The organism is Phycicoccus sp. Soil802 (assembly GCF_001429605.1).
Classification (GTDB): Bacteria; Actinomycetota; Actinomycetes; order Actinomycetales; family Dermatophilaceae; genus Pedococcus.
This window is the reverse complement of record NZ_LMSS01000008.1, coordinates 97,127-116,413: the sequence shown is the minus strand read 5'-3', so window position 1 is coordinate 116,413 and position 19,287 is coordinate 97,127. Positions and strand designations below refer to the sequence as shown.

Annotated in this window: 18 protein-coding genes; 9 read left to right on the top strand and 9 right to left on the bottom strand. The window is 71.0% G+C overall.

Going from position 1 to position 19,287, the window contains the following annotated elements; genetic code table 11:
* Positions 1–70: 70 nt before the first annotated feature.
* The 3 genes from paaK (at position 71) to ASG91_RS19820 (ending at position 4,799) form a co-directional block, all read left to right on the top strand.
* Positions 71–1,348, top strand: coding sequence for a phenylacetate--CoA ligase PaaK (paaK, locus tag ASG91_RS19830; protein WP_082594388.1), 1,278 nt, complete (start codon positions 71–73; stop codon positions 1,346–1,348).
* Positions 1,349–1,416: 68 nt separating this feature from the next.
* Positions 1,417–1,929, top strand: a complete 513-nt coding sequence (locus ASG91_RS19825) for a hypothetical protein (RefSeq protein ID WP_056924376.1) — start codon at positions 1,417–1,419, stop codon at positions 1,927–1,929.
* Between the two features lie 347 nt (positions 1,930–2,276).
* Positions 2,277–4,799 (top strand): ATP-dependent Clp protease ATP-binding subunit, encoded by a 2,523-nt coding sequence (locus ASG91_RS19820; RefSeq protein ID WP_056924375.1) that lies wholly within the window; start codon positions 2,277–2,279, stop codon positions 4,797–4,799.
* An 86-nt stretch (positions 4,800–4,885) separates the two neighbouring features.
* On the opposite strand, the gene ASG91_RS19815 is transcribed toward ASG91_RS19820, so the two are convergent.
* Positions 4,886–5,572 carry a DUF305 domain-containing protein gene (locus ASG91_RS19815; RefSeq protein ID WP_056924374.1) on the bottom strand — a complete coding sequence of 229 codons (687 nt, stop codon included), beginning with the start codon at positions 5,570–5,572 and terminating at the stop codon, positions 4,886–4,888.
* Between the two features lie 175 nt (positions 5,573–5,747).
* On the opposite strand from ASG91_RS19815, the gene ASG91_RS19810 reads away from it, so the two are divergent.
* The 3 genes from ASG91_RS19810 (at position 5,748) to ASG91_RS19800 (ending at position 9,009) form a co-directional block, all read left to right on the top strand.
* On the top strand, positions 5,748–7,112 hold the full coding sequence (locus ASG91_RS19810) for an LVIVD repeat-containing protein (protein WP_056924373.1): 1,365 nt from the start codon (positions 5,748–5,750) through the stop codon (positions 7,110–7,112).
* 168 nt (positions 7,113–7,280) lie between these two features.
* On the top strand, positions 7,281–8,465 hold the full coding sequence (locus ASG91_RS19805; RefSeq protein ID WP_056924372.1) for an LCP family protein: 1,185 nt from the start codon (positions 7,281–7,283) through the stop codon (positions 8,463–8,465).
* 58 nt (positions 8,466–8,523) lie between these two features.
* Entirely contained in the window at positions 8,524–9,009 is a 486-nt protein-coding gene (locus ASG91_RS19800; RefSeq protein WP_056924413.1) for an amino-acid N-acetyltransferase, read from the top strand.
* Between the two features lie 42 nt (positions 9,010–9,051).
* On the opposite strand, the gene ASG91_RS19795 is transcribed toward ASG91_RS19800, so the two are convergent.
* The 8 genes from ASG91_RS19795 to ASG91_RS19760 form a co-directional block, all read right to left on the bottom strand.
* Positions 9,052–10,596 carry an MFS transporter gene (locus ASG91_RS19795; protein ID WP_235545804.1) on the bottom strand — a complete coding sequence of 515 codons (1,545 nt, stop codon included), beginning with the start codon at positions 10,594–10,596 and terminating at the stop codon, positions 9,052–9,054.
* Between the two features lies 1 nt (position 10,597).
* Positions 10,598–11,500 (bottom strand): A/G-specific adenine glycosylase, encoded by a 903-nt coding sequence (locus ASG91_RS19790; RefSeq protein WP_056924371.1) that lies wholly within the window; start codon positions 11,498–11,500, stop codon positions 10,598–10,600.
* Positions 11,497–12,573, bottom strand: coding sequence for a DNA integrity scanning diadenylate cyclase DisA (gene disA / locus ASG91_RS19785; RefSeq protein ID WP_056924370.1), 1,077 nt, complete (start codon positions 12,571–12,573; stop codon positions 11,497–11,499). The genes ASG91_RS19790 and disA overlap by 4 nt, the downstream gene beginning before the upstream one ends.
* A gap of 43 nt (positions 12,574–12,616) precedes the next feature.
* The gene (radA, locus tag ASG91_RS19780) at positions 12,617–14,002 is read right to left on the bottom strand and encodes a DNA repair protein RadA (RefSeq protein ID WP_056924369.1); all 1,386 of its coding nucleotides are present in this window, start codon (positions 14,000–14,002) and stop codon (positions 12,617–12,619) included.
* 110 nt (positions 14,003–14,112) lie between these two features.
* A complete protein-coding gene (locus ASG91_RS19775) occupies positions 14,113–14,541 on the bottom strand; it encodes an SRPBCC domain-containing protein (RefSeq protein ID WP_056924368.1) in 429 nt (142 codons plus the stop codon).
* A gap of 78 nt (positions 14,542–14,619) precedes the next feature.
* Positions 14,620–15,327, bottom strand: coding sequence for a class I SAM-dependent methyltransferase (locus tag ASG91_RS19770; protein ID WP_056924367.1), 708 nt, complete (start codon positions 15,325–15,327; stop codon positions 14,620–14,622).
* The gene (locus ASG91_RS19765; RefSeq protein WP_056924366.1) at positions 15,324–16,124 is read right to left on the bottom strand and encodes a hypothetical protein; all 801 of its coding nucleotides are present in this window, start codon (positions 16,122–16,124) and stop codon (positions 15,324–15,326) included. The genes ASG91_RS19770 and ASG91_RS19765 overlap by 4 nt, the downstream gene beginning before the upstream one ends.
* A gap of 31 nt (positions 16,125–16,155) precedes the next feature.
* On the bottom strand, positions 16,156–16,695 hold the full coding sequence (locus tag ASG91_RS19760; protein ID WP_056924365.1) for a hypothetical protein: 540 nt from the start codon (positions 16,693–16,695) through the stop codon (positions 16,156–16,158).
* A gap of 87 nt (positions 16,696–16,782) precedes the next feature.
* On the opposite strand from ASG91_RS19760, the gene ASG91_RS19755 reads away from it, so the two are divergent.
* The 3 genes from ASG91_RS19755 to ASG91_RS19745 are packed head-to-tail and all read left to right on the top strand — an operon-like array spanning position 16,783 to position 19,142.
* Complete coding sequence (locus ASG91_RS19755; RefSeq protein WP_056924364.1) at positions 16,783–17,709, top strand: Ppx/GppA phosphatase family protein; 927 nt, start codon at positions 16,783–16,785, stop codon at positions 17,707–17,709.
* 24 nt (positions 17,710–17,733) lie between these two features.
* Positions 17,734–18,552 carry a sugar phosphate isomerase/epimerase gene (locus tag ASG91_RS19750; RefSeq protein ID WP_056924363.1) on the top strand — a complete coding sequence of 273 codons (819 nt, stop codon included), beginning with the start codon at positions 17,734–17,736 and terminating at the stop codon, positions 18,550–18,552.
* Entirely contained in the window at positions 18,549–19,142 is a 594-nt protein-coding gene (locus tag ASG91_RS19745) for a TetR family transcriptional regulator (RefSeq protein ID WP_056924362.1), read from the top strand. Before ASG91_RS19750 ends, ASG91_RS19745 begins: the two co-directional genes overlap by 4 nt.
* Positions 19,143–19,287 lie beyond the last annotated feature (145 nt).

Below are 19,287 nucleotides of genomic sequence, written 5' to 3'. Positions count from 1 at the left end.
GCGATATGGGAGACCGGGATTCACGGCCAACTCTCAGGTTGGCTCGTACCGTCGTCGTAGATTGCTCGACATGGACAACGTCGTCTCCACCGTCGAGGAACTGCGCGCGCTCCAGCTGGACCGGATGCGCTGGAGCCTGTCCCACGCCTACGCGAATGTGCCGCACTACCGAGCCGCGTTCGATGCCGCCGGCGTGCGGCCGGACGACCTCCACGAGCTGGCCGACCTCGGGCGCTTTCCGTTCACTGCGAAGGCGGACCTGCGTGACAACTACCCGTTCGGGATGTTCGCCGTGCCGCGCGAGCAGGTGGTCCGGGTGCACGCCTCCAGCGGCACGACGGGCAAGCCCACGGTCGTGGGTTACACCCGCGACGACATCGACACGTGGGCGCAGGTGATGGCGCGGTCGATCGAGGCGGCGGGCGGACGACCGGGCGACCTGCTGCACGTCGTCTACGGGTACGGCCTGTTCACCGGGGGGCTCGGCGCCCACTACGGCGCCGAGCGACTCGGCTGCACGGTGGTGCCGGTGAGCGGGGGCATGACCGAGCGGCAGGTGCAGCTCATCCAGGACTTCCGGCCCCGGATCATCATGGTCACGCCGTCCTACTTCCTCGGGATCCTCGACGAGATGGAGGCGCAGGGCATCGACCCGAAGACGACCTCGCTCGAGATCGGGATCTTCGGTGCCGAACCCTGGACCGAGCAGATGCGCGAGGAGGTCCAGCGCCGCAGCAACATCCGCGCCGTCGACATCTACGGGTTGTCGGAGGTGATCGGCCCCGGGGTCTCCCAGGAGTCGGGCGAGACGCAGGACGGCCTGCACATCTGGGAGGACCACTTCTACCCGGAGGTGGTCGACCCGGTCACCGGCGAGGTGCTTCCGGACGGGCAGGAGGGAGAGCTGGTCTTCACCTCGCTCAGCAAGCAGGCGATGCCCGTGGTCCGGTACCGCACGAGGGATCTCACGACCCTGCTGCCGGGGACCGCCTTCCCGCAGTTCCGCAGGATGGCGAAGATCACCGGGCGCAGTGACGACATGATGATCGTGCGCGGAGTCAACGTCTTCCCGTCGCAGATCGAGGAGCACCTGCTGAGCATCGAGGGGTTGACGCCGCACTACCTCTGCGTGCTCACCCGACCGGGGCGGATGGACGAGCTCACGGTCCGGGTCGAGGCCGCTGCCGCCGACACGACGCCGGAGCAGCGGGCCGCGATGGCCGGCGTCCTGCGGACGAGGGTCAAGGACCGGGTCGGCGTCACGATCGAGGTCGAGGTCCTCGAGCCGCACGCCCTCGAGCGCTCGCTCGGCAAGGCCAAGCGGATCAGCGACCAGCGGCCACGCTGAGCTGGGCCCGAGTTCGCCGTGAGCGGACAGCCGTTCCCTGCGCGGCGTAACGGTGTAATCATCATTACATGACTACCAAGACAACGGCAGAAGCCTGGCTGGCGGGCCGACTCCCCACCGACTGGTTCACCGGCCCCGTCGAGGTCACCCGCGACCGCGACGAGCTCATCATCATCGGTGACCTCGCCGAGCCCGAGCTGGGCGACGACACCGACGACACCGACCGCACCATCGCCGCGCGGGGCCGGATCAAGTCGTTCCGGGAGGACACCCGCGAGCGCCGCATCGAGATCGCGCGGGAGCTGGAGCACCTCAGCGGTCGCAAGGTGTCGTGGGGCGTGCGGGTCGGCGAGACCGAGGCGCTCTTCACCCACCTGGCGGCCCCGGTCATGACGCGGTTGCGCCAGTCCGAGCGCCAGGTTCTCGACACCCTCGTCGAGGCGGGCGTCGCGAAGTCGCGCTCCGAGGCCCTGGCCTGGTGCGTCAAGCTCGTCGGCGAGAAGTCCGACAGCTGGCTCGGCGAGCTGCGCGAGGCGATGGCCCACGTCGACGAGGTGCGCAAGAAGGGCCCCGCGGCCTGAACCCTGCCCCGCGGCATACTCGTCCCATCTTTATCGGGTGACCCGATAAAGGGGAGCTTCACCCCGGAACGTTTGTCGGGTGAAGCCGCCCTTTGTCCCTAGACCCGATAAAGGAGGGGTATGCCGCCTGGCCGGCCCGGCGGCCTACCCCGCTTCCGTCCGCCCACGGCGAACATGAGCCGACTCGGCTCAGGGCGGGGAACAGTCGGGGAGCGCCCCGCGTTCCCCCAACGAGTCGTACGACAGGGCCTATTTCGTCCCGATCGGGTATCGGTCCACGAAAGGCTGACGCCGGGTCCGCGTCGCACGGATAGCATCGAGGTGATCTCGATAGGCAGGAGCAGAAGATGTTTGAACGGTTCACCGACCGGGCCCGTCGGGTGGTCGTGCTCGCGCAGGAAGAAGCGCGCATGCTCAACCACAACTACATCGGCACGGAGCACATCCTGCTCGGTCTCATCCACGAGGGTGAAGGCGTCGCCTCCAAGGCTCTGGAGAGCCTCGGCATTTCGCTGGAGTCGGTCCGCGAGCAGGTGCAGGAGATCATCGGCCAGGGGCAGCAGGCCCCGAGCGGCCACATTCCCTTCACGCCGCGGGCGAAGAAGGTCCTCGAGCTGAGCCTGCGCGAGGCGCTGCAGCTCGGCCACAACTACATCGGCACCGAGCACATCCTGCTCGGCCTGATCCGCGAGGGCGAGGGCGTCGCCGCCCAGGTCCTCGTGAAGCTGGGCGCCGACCTCAACCGCGTGCGGCAGCAGGTGATCCAGCTCATCTCCGGCTACCAGGGCAAGGAAGGCGGCTCGGGCGCCGGTCTGGCCGGCAACGTCCAGCAGGAGGGCACCCCCGCGGGCTCGCTCGTGCTCGACCAGTTCGGCCGCAACCTCACGATGGCTGCCCGCGAGGGCAAGCTCGACCCGGTGATCGGGCGTGAGAAGGAGATCGAGCGGGTCATGCAGGTGCTGTCCCGCCGCACCAAGAACAACCCGGTGCTGATCGGCGAGCCCGGCGTCGGCAAGACCGCCGTCGTCGAGGGCCTGGCCCAGGACATCGTCAAGGGCGAGGTGCCCGAGACCCTCAAGGACAAGCAGCTCTACACCCTCGACCTCGGCGCGCTCGTCGCCGGCAGCCGCTACCGCGGTGACTTCGAGGAGCGGCTGAAGAAGGTCCTCAAGGAGATCCGCACCCGCGGCGACATCATCCTGTTCATCGACGAGATCCACACCCTCGTCGGTGCGGGTGCCGCCGAGGGCGCGATCGACGCCGCCAGCATCCTCAAGCCGATGCTGGCCCGCGGTGAGCTCCAGACCATCGGTGCCACCACGCTCGACGAGTACCGCAAGCACATCGAGAAGGACTCGGCGCTCGAGCGCCGGTTCCAGCCGATCCAGGTCGCCGAGCCCACGCTCAGCCACGCGATCGAGATCCTCAAGGGCCTGCGCGACCGCTACGAGGCGCACCACCGGGTGTCCATCACCGACGGCGCCCTCGTCTCCGCGGCCAACCTCGCCGACCGCTACATCAACGACCGGTTCCTCCCCGACAAGGCGATCGACCTCATCGACGAGGCGGGCGCGCGGTTGCGCATCCGCCGGATGACCGCACCGCCGGACCTGCGCGAGTTCGACGAGAAGATCGCGGCCGTGCGGCTGGAGAAGGAGTCGGCCATCGACGGCCAGGACTTCGAGAAGGCCGCCAGCCTGCGGGACGACGAGAAGAAGCTGCTCACCGCCAAGGCGGAGCGCGAGACGCAGTGGAAGTCCGGCGACATGGACGTCGTGGCCGAGGTCGACGAGGAGCTCATCGCCGAGGTCCTGGCTGCCAGCACCGGCATCCCGGTCTTCAAGCTCACCGAGGAGGAGTCCAGCCGACTGCTCCACATGGAGGACGAGCTGCACAAGCGCGTGGTCGGCATGGACGACGCCATCAAGGCGATGTCCCAGGCGATCCGTCGCACCCGCGCCGGTCTGAAGGACCCGCGTCGTCCCGGTGGCTCGTTCATCTTCGCCGGTCCGACCGGTGTCGGTAAGACCGAGCTCGCCAAGACGCTCGCCGAGTTCCTCTTCGGTGACGAGGACAGCCTCATCCAGCTCGACATGTCGGAGTTCTCCGAGAAGCACACGGTCTCGCGGCTCTTCGGCTCGCCTCCTGGCTACGTCGGTTACGAAGAGGGTGGCCAGCTCACCGAGAAGGTCCGCCGCAAGCCGTTCTCCGTCGTGCTGTTCGACGAGGTCGAGAAGGCCCACCCCGACATCTTCAACACGCTGTTGCAGGTGCTCGAGGACGGCCGCCTCACCGACTCGCAGGGCCGGATGGTCGACTTCAAGAACACCGTCATCATCATGACGACCAACCTCGGCACCCGGGACATCACCAAGGGTTCGCTCGGCTTCTCGGCCGGCGCGGACACCCGCAGCGACTACGACCGCATGAAGAACAAGGTCACGGACGAGCTCAAGCAGCACTTCCGTCCCGAGTTCCTCAACCGCGTCGACGACATCATCGTCTTCCCCCAGCTCACGCAGGAGGAGATCGTCATGATCGTCGACCTCGAGATCGCCAAGCTCGACAAGCGGCTCAAGGACAAGGACATGGGCATCGAGCTCACCATCGAGGCCAAGAACGTCCTGGCCAAGAAGGGCTACGACCCCGTGCTCGGTGCGCGACCGCTGCGTCGCACCATCCAGCGCGAGATCGAGGACGTCCTGTCCGAGAAGATCCTCTACGGCGAGCTCAAGGCCGGCGAGCTGGTGCTCGTCGGGGCCGAGGGCGAGGGCAAGGCCGCGACCTTCACCTTCGTCGGCACCCCGCACCCGGGCAGCATCGAGCTCCCGGTCGTCGAGACGGTGGGCGACTCCGCCGACGCCGGCTGAGGCACGACTCCAAGCACGATCGAGGCGAGGTATGCCGCGTGGTCACCACGCGGCATACCTCGCCTCTCTGTCGTGAGACCGGCAGGTCAGGCGAGGCGGTCGAGCATCTCGCGCATGTAGCCGATCTGCACCGACTGGGTCACGTGGATCTCGTCGCCCAGCTGGGTCACGACGTCGTCGGTGCCGTCGCGGTGCTGCTGGACCACCATGCGCAGTGCGCCTTCGTGGTGCGCCGTCATCAGGGTGAGCCAGAGCCGGTCGGCCTCCGCGCCCCTGGCGGCCGTGAGCTGTCGCAGCTGGGCCTGGGTCGCCATGCCGGGCATGCCCGCGTGGTCGTGGGTGCCCGAGCCGAGCTCGGGGTTGCCGGCCTGTGGCGGCACCTGCTCGCCCTTGGCCTCGAGCCACTTGGCCATCGCGTCGATCTCGGGTCGCTGCTCGTCGGCGATGCGGGCGGCCAGCGACCTGACCTGGGTGTCGGCGAGCCGGTCCTGCACGAGCGAGACCATGACGATGGCCTGGGCGTGGTGCACGATCATGTCCTGCATGAACCGCACGTCGGCCTCCCTCGGGGAGCCGGTGCGCGACGGCAGCGCGGCGGTGCCGGTGAGCGAGGCGTTCGGCTCGCCCGGCCGGCCCGGCTGGAGCACGGGGGCGGTAGGTGAGGTGGCCGTCGTCGTGGGGGCCGGCGTGTCGCCGGAGCACCCGGCGAGACCAAGTCCGAGGAGGGCGGCTGCGACGAGGGCGGAGCCCCGGGCGGTGCAGTGGCTCGACACGCGAACAGTCCTCCCACGATGAATCGTCACAAACAGACCTTATAAGCAACGTTTTACCGTAAACGGGGCAGAAGACCCTTGAACGGTTCCGCGCAGCGACGAAAGGGTGGACAAATCGTCACGATCTCGACACTGAAGGGGTGCCGGGACCGGCGATTCACCCAGGGAGCCAGAGATGAGAACCCGCCATGCGGTGCTCGCCAGCCTCGCAGCGCTCGCCCTCACGATCCCCGCCACCGCGGCGTTCGCCGCTGACGGCGTGGGCAAGTCCGGTACCCAGCTGGGGCCGGACGAGATCGGGCGCAGCCAGAACGTCGAGCACCTGACCAACCTCCCCAGCAGCGGCCCACTGGCCGGCGCCACCGGGACCGACCTCGCCTTCCAGGACAACCTGGCGTTCGTCGGCAACTACAACGGGTTCGTGGTCTACGACGTGACCACGCCCGCGACCCCGCGGATGGTGACCCAGGTGAGCTGCCCCGGGTCCCAGAACGACGTGACCGTGTCGGGGACGCTGCTCTACCTGTCCACCGACTCCTCGCGGTCCGACGACTCCTGCCAGTCGGTCCCGCAGCCGGCCACGGAGAAGTCCTCGTGGGAGGGCATCAAGATCTTCGACATCTCGGACGTGGCCAACCCGAGGTACATCAAGTCGGTCGAGACGGCATGCGGTTCGCACACGCACTCGCTGATCCCGGGCTCGAAGGTGGACTACCTCTACGTCTCGAGCTACTCGCCCAACGCGACCTTCCCCGACTGCCAGCCGCCGCACGACTCGATCTCGATCGTCGAGGTGCCGAAGAAGCAGCCGACGAGTGCGAAGGTCGTGGCCACCCCGAACCTCTTCCCGGACGGTGGCTACACGAACACCTCGGGCTGCCACGACATCACCGTGAACCCGGCCCGCAAGATCGCCGCGGGCGCCTGCATGGGTGACGGGATCATCCTCGACATCAAGGACCCGGTGGCGCCGAAGGTGATCGATCGGGTGCGCGACACCACCAACTTCGCGTTCTGGCACTCTGCGACCTTCAACAACGCCGGCACCAAGGTCGTCTTCACCGACGAGCTCGGCGGCGGCGGCGCGGCCACGTGCAACGCGACGATCGGCCCCAACCGCGGCGCGAACGGGATCTACGACCTGAGCAAGGACCGCAAGCTCACCTTCCGGTCCTACTACAAGATCCCCCGGCACCAGTTCGACTCCGAGAACTGCGTCGCCCACAACGGCTCGCTGATCCCGGTCAAGGGACGCGACGTGATGGTGCAGTCCTGGTACATGGGCGGCACGTCGTTCTGGGACTTCACCGACTCGGACCATCCCCGCGAGATCGGCTACTTCGAGCGCGGACCGGCCGGTCCGGCCGGTGGCGGTGGCGGGACCTGGTCGTCGTACTACTACAACGGCCACGTCTACTCCTCCGACCTCGGCAAGGGGTTCGACGTCCTCAAGATCACCGACGCCGACCTGAGCAGGGCCGCCATGGTGAAGATGGACCAGCTGAACGTGCAGACCCAGCCGATCTACTCGGTGAAGTAGCCGGCTGGCCGCACCAGCGAGGGGACGAGGTGGCCCGGACCGGATGGTCCGGGCCACCTTGTCGTCCGCCCACCGCCACGGCGTCGCCGGTATGCCGTGTGCAAACCCGTCGCGGCGCACCGCGGACCGTTTCGCATCGTCCGCGGGCCGCGGCATACATTGGAGCGCGTGTCTGAGTCCTCCCTCCCCCGCCGCACCCTCCTCTTCGGGCTGGTCGCCGCCCCCCTGACCGTCGCCGCCTGCTCGAGTGACAAGCCGAAGCCGGCTTCCTCGAGCAGCACCACGACGCCGTCGTCGACGACGAGCAGCGCCACCGCCGCGCCGCCGAAGGTGACCGGAGCCGGTCTGCCCGCCGACCTGCTCTCGGCGATGTCCGCCTTGTACCTCGGGGGCCGGGTGTCCGTCACCACCGCCAGCGTGGGCGCGGCCCTGGGCAAGCGGAAGCCCCGCACCGGCTCCCTGAAGGTCGCCGGCTCCACCGGCACCTGGCAGGGGTCGCCGATCGCGACCGTCGTGCAGGGCAAGGACCTGACCCTGCTCGTCAAGGACGGCAAGACCTGGAAGGTGGCCGGCGGCTGGTGGCCGTCGCTCAAGGTCTACCGCCCGCCGTTCCCGACCATGCGGGTCCTCGCGATCGGCTCGGACGCGCGCAACCCGCAACCGGTGACCAAGTGCCGCGGCGACGCGCTCCACATCATCGGGGTCGACGCCAAGAAGGGCGTCGGCGGCATCGTCGGCATCCCGCGCGACTCGTGGGTGCCCTTGTCGACCGGTGGAAACGCCAAGGTCAACGCCTCCCTGGTCTTCGGTGGGGTCGGCGGCATGGTCACCACCATCGAGCGGGCCAGCGGCGTGCCGATCGACGGTTACGTCATCACTGGCTTCAAGGGCTTTCGGGCGATGGTCCGCAGCCTTGGGGGCATCGTCTTCGTCGCGGCGCGCTCCGTGCAGAGCGTCGACGGCTACCGGATCGTCAAGCCGGGGACCAACAAGCTCGACGCCAAGCACGCGCTGGCCCTGGCCCGGGAGCGCAAGCACCTGCCCAACGGCGACTTCGGCCGGTCCGCCAACCAGGGCGCGCTGATCAAGGCCGGCATCGTCATGGCCCGCAAGGCCGGGCCGGGCGCCCTGGCCGGACTGCTGTCGAAGATGGGTCCCCACCTGAGCACCGACCTCACCGTCGGCGAGGTCCTCAACCTGTGCGCCAGCCTCTACGTGAACACCGCGGCCGGGGTGCCCAACAAGGTCGTCCCGGGCGCGATCGGCACCCGCGAGGGCCAGTCCGTGGTGCTGCTCGGCTCGGGGGCGAGGTCGATCTTCTCGGACATGAAGAACGGCCGCCTCGGTGCCTGAGGCCAGCGCGCCCGAGCCCACCGCGCCGGACGGCCCTCAGCCGGCTGGGCCGGTCACGATCCGGGCGGCGCGCACGAGTGACATCCGGACGATCCGCGAGATCGTCCGGCCGCATGCCGACTCCCGGGTCCTGGTGTCCAAGGACGCCGTGACCTACTACGAGGCGCTCCAGCAGTTCCGGGTGGCCGAGCAGGACGGCGTCGTCGTGGGCTGTGGCGCCCTGCACGTCATGTGGGAGGACCTTGCCGAGATCCGCACGCTGGCGGTCCGGCCCGAGGCCAAGGGCCATGGCGTCGGGTCGCTGCTGATGGAGGCGCTCGTCGCCGACGCCCGGGCACTCGGGGTCGAGCGGCTGTTCTGCCTGACCTTCGAGGTGGACTTCTTCACCCGGCACGGCTTCGAGGTGATCGAGGGGCAGGCGGTCGAGCCCGAGGTCTATGCCGAGCTGGTCCGCTCCTACGACGAGGGTGTCGCCGAGTTCCTCGACCTCGAGCGGGTCAAGCCGAACACCCTCGGCAACACCCGCATGCTCCGCACCCTCTGACGTCCCGGTTCGATGTAAACCCGCCGGAGATCCCCGGCGGGTTTACATCGAACCGGGGGCGGGGGTCGGGTGCGGTCGGTGGTGCCGGGTCATCCTGATCCGCACCGAGGCGGCCAGCACCAGGAGCAGCAGCGCCGAGATGACCCCGAAGCCCAGGCGCGGGATCAGCGGAAGCGCGATCCCGATCCCTCCGCCGACCACCCAGGCGATCTGCAGGACCGTCTCGGACCACGCGAACACCCTCGTGCGGACGGTCTCGCCGATGTCGCGCTGGACGACGGCGTCGCTGCTCAGCTTGATCAGCTGGGCGCCGAGGCCGGCGACCAGGCCGAGCACCAGCAGCGTCGTGAGCGAGTAGAACAGCGCTGCGGCGAGCGCTGCCAGCACGTCGGCGATCAGGGCCACCGCGATGATCAGGTCGGGTCGCAGCCGGCGCAGGGCGTTGCCGACCACGGTGCCGAGCGCGTTGCCGGTGCCGGCCGCGCCGACGACGAGGGCGAGGACGAAGGTGCCGCTGTGCCCGGGCAGGGGGTGCTCGCGCATCAGGAAGGCCATGAAGAGGGCGAGGAACCCGGTCAGCAGCCGGGCCCCGATGGCGCTGCAGAGGGCGGTGAGCACCGTCACCGGGAGGGCCGCGACCCGGGCCCTCAGTCGCTGGACGAGCCCGAGCCGTCGACCGTCGCGGCGCGGGACGGGCAGCGGTCCGGTGTCCTCGATGTCCTGCTCGCCGGTGCTGGAGTCGACCCTGGACGGGAGCCGGATCGCCAGCACGGTGCCGACGACGTAGATGACGAAGGCCAGCCGCAGTGACCACTCGGGGCCGACCCCTGCGGCGGCGCCGGCCAGCCCGCCCCCGACCGCCATCCCCGCGACACCGGCGAGCGCGTTGCGGGAGTTGGCGTTGACCAGGCTGAAGCCGGGTGGCAGCAGCCGGGGCACGGCCGAGGCCCGGGTGACGCCGTAGGCCTTCGAGGCGACGAGGCAGCCGAGCGCTGCCGGGAACAGCCAGGGCGAGTCGTTGGCGACGGCTCCGGCCAGCACCCAGCACAGGAAGGCCCGGAGCGCGAGGGTCGTGCCGATGGCCCAGCGCCGCCCGTGCCGGAACCGGTCGAGCAGCGGCCCGATGAAGGGGGCGAGCAGCGCGAAGGGTGCCATCGTAAGGACGAGGAACTGGGCGACCTGTCCACGGGCCTCGTCGGTCGGGATGGCGAAGATGGTGCCGGCCAGCGACACGGTGAGCGCTGCGTCGCCCATCAGGTTGACGAAGTGCAGCTCCACGACCCGGGCGAGCCCGCTCTCGCCGGCTCCGGCCGAGTGCGTGTAGGCCCGGGCCCGGCGCGCCCCGGCCCGGCCGCCCCGCCCAGCCAGCCGCGCCCCGGCCAGGGTGCCGCGCCCGACGACCCGACCGGTGCGGGTGGCGCCGACGCGGAACGCGTGGGCCGCCCGGCGGCCGGTGGTCTTCGCGGCCGGGGTCGAAGTGGTGGGTGGCAGGTCGTGCGCCGCGGTCTCGGGCGCTGCTGGCCTCGGCGGTACGCCCTTGCCCGCGCCCCGGGCGGGGCGGGACGGGTCGCCGGGGGGCACACTCACCTCAGCTCGCCTCCCGCGAGGCCGGCAGCCGGAAGCGATCGCGAGGGAGCGGCTCGACGAGGCCATCGGCCACCAGGGAGTCGAGGCAGCGCTCGCGCTGGATCTCGTTGTCCGACAACGCTTCCAGTGCCGATCGGGGCACCGGGTCGGCGCTCTCTCGCAGGACGGCCAGGAGCGCGCCACGCAGCTGGCGGTCGGTGCCCTCCCATGCCTGGCCCCTGCGGGCCGGACCCTGGTGAGCCGGTCGGCCGGCGAGCTGCCAGGCGCACAGGTCGGCGACCGGGCAGTCCGAGCAGCGGGGCGCACGGGCGGTGCAGACGATCGCGCCCAGCTCCATGACCGCCACGCTCCAGGTGCGGGCCCGTGGTGGGTCAGCCGGCACCAACCCCGCGGCGACGGTGAGCTCGGCCCGGGTCGGCGACGGCGCGGCATACTCCTGACCGCCCACGACGCGGGCCAGCACCCGGCGCACGTTGGTGTCGACGACCGTGGTGCGCTCGCCGAAGGCGAAGGTCGCGACTGCGGCCGCGGTGTAGGTGCCGACGCCGGGCAGGGTGAGCAGCTCGGCCTCGGTCGCCGGGACCGCGCCGTCGTGGTGCTCGGCCATGGCGACGGCGGCGGCGTGCAGCCGCAGGGCGCGACGCGGGTAGCCGAGTCGACCCCACGCGCGCACCGCCTCGCCGGGGGAGTCAGCGGCCAGCGCGCTCGGGCTGGGCCACCGGGACAGCCACTCGCGCCAGACCGGCTCGACCCGGGCGACCGGGGTCTGCTGGAGCATGATCTCGGACACGAAGATGCCCCAGGCCGTGGCGTCGGGTCGTCGCCACGGCAGGTCGCGCGCGGACACGGCGTACCACTCCAGCACCTCGTGGTGCAGTCGGGCGGGAGCGGTGCCGGTGCTCACACGTAGCGTTCGAGGATGCTCGACTCGGCCAGGCGGGACAGGCCCTCACGCACGGCCCGGGCGCGGCCCTCGCCGACGCCGTCGACATCCATGAGCTCCTCGAGGTTGGCCGCCAGCAGCTTCTGCAGGCTCCCGAAGTGCTCGACCAGCCGGTCGACGATGGCGCCCGGCAGGCGGGGCACCTTGCTGAGCAGCCGGTAGCCGCAGGGGCTCACGGCCGAGTCGAGGGCGTCGCCCCCGACGGCGAAGCCCACGGCCTTGGCTCCCGCGGCGAGGTCGAGCAGCTCGGTCGAGGTGAGCTCTTCGAGCGCCGCCATCGCCTGCTCCAGCGTGAGGTCGGCCTTGGTGACGGGCAGGTAGTCGCGGATGACGAGCTCGCGGTCGTTGCCCAGCCCGCCGGTCAGCTCCTCGAGCTGGAGGGTGAGCAGGCGGCCGTCGACGCCGAGCTCGACGACGTAGCCGGAGATCTCGTCGCGGATGCGTCGCACCATCTCGAGGCGCTGGAGGACGCTGGCCACGTCGCGGACCGTGACGAGGTCCTCGATCTCGAGCGCCGACAGGGTGCCGGTGACCTCGTCGAGGCGGGACTTGTAGCGCTCCAGGGTCTGCAGGGCCTGGTTGGCCCGGGAGAGGATCGCGCTGGAGTCCTCCAGGACGTGGCGTCCGCCGTCGACGTAGATGGCGACGATGCGCATCGACTGGCTCACCGAGATGACGGGGTAGCCGGTCTGCTTGGCCACCCGCTCTGCGGTGCGGTGCCGGGTGCCGGACTCGCTGGTCTCGATCGACGGGTCGGGCACGAGCTGGGTGGCGGCCCGCAGGATCCGCGACGCCTCGCGGTCGAGCACGATGCCGCCGTCCATCTTCGCGAGCTCGCGAAGCCGGGTCGCCGAGAACTCCACGTCGAGCGGGAAACCGCCGGTGGAGAGCTGCTCCACGGTACGGTCGTGCCCGAGCACGATGAGCGCCCCCGTGCGCCCGCGGAGGATGCGTTCCAGGCCGTCGCGCAGCTCGGTACCCGGTGCCACGGCGGCGAGGGTGGCGCGCAGCGCATCGTCCTCGCGAAGATCCACTGGTCAAACCCCTTTGGTGCCGCCGGTCCGGTCTGGCGCGAGTCTAACCGTGCACCGGCTGCAGGGCGGCGCGCACCGCGCTGCGGATGTCGTCACACTCCACGACCTGCATGCCCTCGGGCGTCGGTCCGCTGCCCAGCACCCCCTGGGGGACGTAGGCCGTGCGGAACCCGAGCCGCGCCGCCTCGGCGAGCCGACGCGGCATCCCGGAGACGGGTCGGATCTCGCCGGCCAGTCCGAGCTCACCGAAGGCGATGGCGTGGTCGGGCAGCGGCTGGTCCTTCACGGCACTGGCCACGGCGAGGGCGATGGCGAGGTCGGAGGCGGGCTCGGTGAGGCGGACGCCCCCGACGGTGGAGAGGTAGACGTCGGCGTTGCCGATCGGTGCCTGGGCCCGCTTGGCGAGGACCGCGATGATCATCGAGACCCGGGCGGAGTCGAGCCCGCTCGTCGCGCGACGCGGGGTGGGGATCTCGCTCTTGGCGACCAGGGCCTGGACCTCGGTCATGAGGGGGCGGCGGCCCTCGAGCGTGACCGTGACGCAGGTGCCGGGGACGGTCAGGGTGCCCCGGGAGAGGAAGAGGCCACTGGGGTCGGGAAGGCCCACGATGCCCACGTCGGAGAGGTCGAAGCAGCCGACCTCGTCGGTCGGGCCGTAGCGGTTCTTCACGGCCCGGACGAGCCTGAGCCGCGAGTGCCGGTCGCCCTCGAACTGCACCACGACGTCGACCAGGTGCTCGAGGACGCGGGGCCCGGCGATCGAGCCGTCCTTGGTGACGTGCCCGACGAGGAGGGTGGCGATGCCGCGGGCCTTGGCCACCTGGATCAGCGAGGCGGCCACCTCGCGGACCTGGGTGACGTTGCCGGCGGAGCCCTCGACCTCACCGCTGGCGATGGTCTGCACCGAGTCGACGATGACCAGGTCGGGCTGCACCGCGTCGATCTGGCCGAGCACAGTGGCGAGGTCGGTCTCCGCGGCGAGGAACAGGGTCGCGGCCATCGCCTCGATCCGCTCGGCCCGCATCCGCACCTGGGCGGCCGACTCCTCGCCGGTGACGTAGAGGACCTTGCGCCCCTCGCCCGACCGGGCGGCGCGGGCCGCGACGTCGAGGAGCAGGGTGGACTTGCCGATGCCGGGCTCGCCGGCGACCAGCACGACGGCGCCCGGGACCAGCCCGCCACCGAGCACCCGGTCGAACTCGCCGACGCCGGTGCTCCGCGCCTCGGCCCGCCGGGCGTCGACCTGGCCGATCGGCACGGCGGGCCGCTCGACGCGGGTGGCCGCGGTCGTGCGGACGGTGACCGCGCCGATCTCGCTGACGCTGCCCCACGCCTGGCACTCGCCACAGCGGCCGACCCACTTGACGGCGGTCCAGCCGCACTCGGAGCAGCGGAAACCGCTCGACCTGGTCGACGTCTTCGCTGCCATGGGCGACAACCTACGTGGGGCCGCCGACAAGCCGGCTCAACCCCGCCGGTTCAAGGTATTCCGCCACCGGATCCGGGTAGTGGAATACCTCGAACCGGTGGAGGGCGGGGTCAGTGGCCCTCGGCGACCTTCTTGAGCCCGTCGAGCATGCCCTGCCAGTTCCGCGAGAACTCCTCGGCCTGCTTGGTGCTGTCGCAGCCGTCCTGGGTCAGCTTCACGGCGGTGCCGTCGCCGGACGGCGATAGCTCGTAGCGGACCGTGTGGTAGTTCTCGGGCACGTCGTCGGCGCCCGTCATCGGGCTGTAGTGGGTGACCTCGAGCAGCCTGCCGGGCTCGGCCTGCAGCACCTCGCCCTTGTCCTGGTATGGCTTGCCCTCCCACTCGCCGCTCCACGTGATCGGGCTGCCAGGCTGCCAGTCGCTGGCCACCTCGCTGCCCATCATGTACTGGGCGACCAGCTGGGGGTCGGTCATCGCCTGCCAGACCCGGTCGGGGTCGGCGTCGACGGTGGTGTTGGCGGTGGCGACGTGCTCGGTCATGGTGCCTCCTGTGGTCCGGGTGTCCGGTTCGTTCCACCCTGTCCCGCCTCGGGAGCGGTGTCCACCCCAGTCGTCACGTCAGAACCGGCGCCACCACAGGTTGACCGCGTAGTCGACGCCCGTCCCGCCGTGCTCGGCCAGGATCCCCTCGGCAGCGGTCTCGGAGAACTCGATGCGCACGACCGCCTCGAAGTCCTCGCGGGTGTCGAGCTCCCAGGAGATCGTCAAGCGCTCGCGCTCCCAGCCCTGCCGCGTCCAGAACCGCTCGACGGCTGCGGCGTCGTAGGACGGGTTGGCGCGGGAGAACCAGCGCCCGAACGTCGAGCGCGTCGCGTCGTTGTCGATGACGTATGCCGTACCGCCGGGCCGCACCACGCGTTCCAGCTCGCGCAGGCCGGGTTCGCAGCCGGCGCCGAAGAAGTAGGCCCACCGGGCCTGAGCGAGGTCGACCGACGCGTCGGCCAGCGGCAGCGCCTGCGCGACGCCCTCCAGGACCCGCACGGACGGCAGTCCGGCGACGCGACTCTCGGCGATCGAGCGCAGCGGTGGGTGGGGTTCGACGCCCACCACGCTCGCGCACCCGAGGGCGGCGAAGCGGGGGAGGTGGAACCCGGTGCCGCAGCCGACGTCGACCAGGTCGGCGCCGGCGAACGGGTGCAGGGCAGCCATGGCCGACTCGAGGACCCCGGCCCGGTCGACCCCGAGGTTCTCGACCTCGTAGACGTCGGGGGAGTCCCAGATGTTCGGGCTGCGCGTCGGCTCGGGCCGACCCGGCTCGGTGTTCATCGGCCCTTGCGCGCCTCTTGGGCAGCGAGCGTCGCCGGGTGGACCAGGAGTGGCAACATCTTGCGGGAGTAAGCGTTTCGTGCGGCCTTCACGCTGGCGAGGTGGGCCTCGCAGCGGATCTCCAGCTCGCCGTAGGCTTCCTCGCCCATCAGCTCGACGAGCTCGCCCCTGTTGCTGCGGAAGACCGGCTCACGGCCGACGTGCGCCTCGGGGTTGCTGGAGCAGTACCAGTCGAGGTCGTGGCCGCCCGGCCCCCAGCCGCGGCGGTCGTACTCGGTGATGCTGACCTCCTGCCAGCTCGAGCCGTCGGGGAGCTCGACCTTGCGGTAGGTGCGGCGGATCGGCAGCTGCCAGCAGACATCCGGCTTGACCGTGTGCGGCTCCTTGCCGGTGAGGACGGCGTGCTGGTGCAGGGCGCAGCCGGCCCCTGCAGGGAACCCGGGCCGGTTGAGGAAGATGCACGCGCCGTCGACCACCTTGGTCTTGAGGGCGTCGTCCTCCTTCTCGGTCCAGGCGCCGACCTTGGTGGAGCCCGGGTGCAGCTGCCACTCGTCCTCGCCCAGCTCCTTGACGACCTTCTTGACGCGCTTGACGTCGTCGTCGTCGGTGAAGTGGGCGCCGAGGGTGCAGCAGCCGTCGTCCGGCCGGTCGGCGTAGATGCCCTTGCAGCCGCTGCCGAAGATGCACGTCCAGCTCGACGTCAGCCAGGTCAGGTCGCAGCGGAACCGCTGCCCCGAGTCGGCGGGGTCGGTGAACTCCACCCAGATCCGGGCGGTGTCGAGCGGGGTCTCTGCCACGTGCCTCACCCTACGTCGTGCGTTGCCACTCCTAGGGATTGGCCCGGATGGCGGTCTGTCGGCGGCGTCGCCGCCACGCCAGCGCGGCGACCACCACGAGCAGCAGCGCCGTCGCGGCCCAGTTCAGCCGGGTGAGGTCCTGGAAGGCGTCGTCCCACCGGACCCCGCGGCCGTACCCCGACTTCGCCGGGTCGCCGCCCTCCCCGAGCATGCTCAGTCCCAGCGGGACCAGGAGCAGCCCGGGGGCCGCCAGCAGGGCCAGCCCCCACCTCGACCCCGCCAACAGCCCCAGCACGAGCAGCAGCGCCACCGGCGCCAGAGCCGTCAGCGCGACCATGCCGGACTCGACGTAGCGGTCGCGGGAGGCGGTCTCACCGAAGAACGGCGCCGTGTTGATGGCACCGGCGAAGACCGTCCAGGCCAGCAGGCACCACCCCAGCAGGACGACCAGCGCGGTGACCGGCCAGACCGGCCCTTGTCCGGCCCCCGACGGAGCTGCGGGCGTCGGTGCGCCCGGGTCGGCCGGAGTCGTCGCCGTGGTCTGGTGCGTGCGGTCGGTGCTGGACGGCATACGCCCAGTCTTTCAGGACTCGGCCGACCGCGGCCTGAGGGCGGTGATTCCCCGCGCACCGACCCGGCGGTGTCGTAGCGTGCAGCCATGCGCCTCGGAGTCATCGACGTCGGCTCCAACACGGTCCACCTGCTCGTCGTGGACGCGCACCGGGGCGCCCAGCCGCTTCCGGCCACCTCGCACAAGATCGAGCTGCGGCTCTCGGAGCACGTCACCGACTCCGGCGACATCGCCGAGACGGGGAAGGCAGCCCTCACCGGCTTCATCCACGAGTGCCTGAAGGTTGCGGAGGACCAGGGCGTCGAGGAGGTGATGGCCTTCGTCACCAGCGCCATCCGCGAGGCACCCAACGGCGAGGAGGTGCTCGCCCGCGTGCGGGCCGCCACGGGGGTCGCGCTCCAGGTGCTGTCCGGCGAGGACGAGGCGCGGCTGACCTTCCTGGCCGCCCGGCGGTGGTTCGGCTGGTCGAGCGGCACCCTGCTCGTCGTCGACATCGGCGGGGGCTCCCTCGAGCTCGCGGCCGGCATGGACGAGGAGCCGGACGCCGCGGTGTCGCTGCCGCTGGGGGCCGGCCGGCTCACCCGCGACCTCCTTCCGGGCGACCCGCCGGGTGCCGACGTGGTCCGCGAGGCGCGCCGGGTGATCCGCCAACGGCTTGCCGCCGCGATGCGCCCGCTGGCCAAGGCCGGCACCGCAGACCGCGCGGTCGGCACCTCCAAGACGATGCGCTCGCTGGCGCGCGTCACCGGCGCCGCCCCCAGCAGCGACGGCCCGTATGCCGCGCGCAGCCTCGAGCGCGCAGCGCTCGCCTCCCTGGTCACCGACCTCGGCGCGATGACCTCCCGGCAGCGCTCGGGGCTGTCCGGCGTCTCGTCCAGCCGGTCGCACCAGCTGCTCGCCGGCGCGCTCGTCGCCGAGGCCGCGATGGACCTGCTCGACCTCGACCGCCTGGAGATCTGCCCGTGGGCGCTGCGCGAGGGAGTCATCCTCAGCAGGCTCGACACGATGGGCTGAGGACCGCTCGCTAGGCTCGGGGGCATGGCTGGAGCGGTGTCGATCCCTGGGGCCACGGTGGCTCTGTCGACCGCCTCGGTCTACCCCGACACGTGCGCCGCCGCCTTCGCCACCGCAGCGCGGCTCGGCTACGACGCCCTCGAGGTCATGGTGTGGACCGATCCGGTCTCGCAGGAGGCCGGCGCGCTCGCGGCACTCTCCGAGCTGCACGGCATACCGGTGGTGTCGGTGCACGCACCCACCCTCCTGCTCACCCAGCGGATCTGGGGGCCCGACCCGTGGACCAAGGTGGACAAGTCGATCGCCCTGGCCCAGGAGGTCGGGGCGTCCACGGTGGTGCTCCACCCGCCGTTCCGCTGGCAGAAGGAGTACGCGGGCGAGTTCGTCGATGGGGTGGCGCTGCGCGAGCACGAGACCGGGGTGGCGCTGGCCGTCGAGAACATGTTCCCGTGGCGGGCCCGGCAGCGGGAGTTCGAGGCCTACCTGCCCCACTGGGACCCGGTGCCGCAGGCCTACGACAACGTCACGCTCGACCTGTCGCACACCTCCACCGCCGGCTCGGACGCGATGGCGATGGCGGCCGCCCTCGGTCCGCGCCTGCGGCACGTCCACCTCGCGGACGGCCTCGGCTCCCTCAAGGACGAGCACCTCGTGCCCGGCCGGGGCAGCCAGCCGTGTGCCGAGTTCCTCGAGATGCTGGCGCTGAAGCAGTTCTCGGGGTCGGTCGTCGTCGAGGTCGGCACCCGCAAGCTCACCCCCGAGCAGCGCGAGGTCGACCTGGCCGAGGCCCTCGCGTTCGCGCGCCTGCACCTCGCCACCGCCTCCACGGCCGAGGTCTCATGAGTCCCCGAGGGCGCCGGCCGGGCGGCGTCGACACCAGGCAGGCCATCGTCGAGGCGGCGCGGGTCGACTTCGCCGAGCAGGGCTACGACGGCACGTCCCTGCGCGGGATCGCCCGCCGGGCCGAGGTCGACCCGGCCCTCGTGCACCACTACTTCGGGGGCAAGCCGCAGCTGTTCGCGGCGGTGATGGACATCCCGGCCGACCCCGCGGCGCTGATCAGCGCGGTGGTCTCCGGCCCGCGCGACCAGGTCGGCGAGTCGCTCGTGCGCACCTTCCTCGCGGTCTGGGACTCCGAGGAAGGACGGCAGCGGTTCCAGGCGCTCGTGCGGGCGGCGGTCACCCACGAGGACGCCACCCGGATGCTGCGCGAGTTCCTCACCCGCGAGGTGTTCGGGCGGGTGGTCCGCGAGCTGTCCAACGACGGCGAGCCGTCCCACGAGCTGGAGGTGCGGGCCGGTCTCGCGGCCTCGCAGATGATCGGGCTGGCGATGATGCGCTACATCGTGGAGTTCCCGGCCGTCGTCGACGCGACGCACGACGAGCTGGCCGCGCTGGTCGGCCCCACCATCCAGCGCTACCTCGCCCCGTAGGGCGACCACGCGGCATACCCCCGCGCCATCTCCCGCACCATCTCCCCGTTCGAGGTATTCGGCTACCGGTATCGGGTAGCCGAATACCTCGAACGGCGGGGTGAAAGGGGCTTGTCGGCGCGCCGTCCACGGGCTATATTCATCG

Excerpts from the sequence above, each read along its gene's own strand:
- ASG91_RS19770 (WP_056924367.1), bottom strand. The coding sequence starts at position 15,327 with ATGAACACCGAGCCGGGTCGGCCCGAGCCGACGCGCAGCCCGAACATC.
- ASG91_RS19745 (WP_056924362.1), top strand. The coding sequence starts at position 18,549 with ATGAGTCCCCGAGGGCGCCGGCCGGGCGGCGTCGACACCAGGCAGGCC.
- ASG91_RS19755 (WP_056924364.1), top strand. The coding sequence starts at position 16,783 with ATGCGCCTCGGAGTCATCGACGTCGGCTCCAACACGGTCCACCTGCTC.
- paaK (WP_082594388.1), top strand. The coding sequence starts at position 71 with ATGGACAACGTCGTCTCCACCGTCGAGGAACTGCGCGCGCTCCAGCTG.
- ASG91_RS19760 (WP_056924365.1), bottom strand. The coding sequence starts at position 16,695 with ATGCCGTCCAGCACCGACCGCACGCACCAGACCACGGCGACGACTCCG.
- ASG91_RS19750 (WP_056924363.1), top strand. The coding sequence starts at position 17,734 with ATGGCTGGAGCGGTGTCGATCCCTGGGGCCACGGTGGCTCTGTCGACC.
- ASG91_RS19775 (WP_056924368.1), bottom strand. The coding sequence starts at position 14,541 with ATGACCGAGCACGTCGCCACCGCCAACACCACCGTCGACGCCGACCCC.
- ASG91_RS19825 (WP_056924376.1), top strand. The coding sequence starts at position 1,417 with ATGACTACCAAGACAACGGCAGAAGCCTGGCTGGCGGGCCGACTCCCC.
- radA (WP_056924369.1), bottom strand. The coding sequence starts at position 14,002 with ATGGCAGCGAAGACGTCGACCAGGTCGAGCGGTTTCCGCTGCTCCGAG.
- ASG91_RS19810 (WP_056924373.1), top strand. The coding sequence starts at position 5,748 with ATGAGAACCCGCCATGCGGTGCTCGCCAGCCTCGCAGCGCTCGCCCTC.
- ASG91_RS19820 (WP_056924375.1), top strand. The coding sequence starts at position 2,277 with ATGTTTGAACGGTTCACCGACCGGGCCCGTCGGGTGGTCGTGCTCGCG.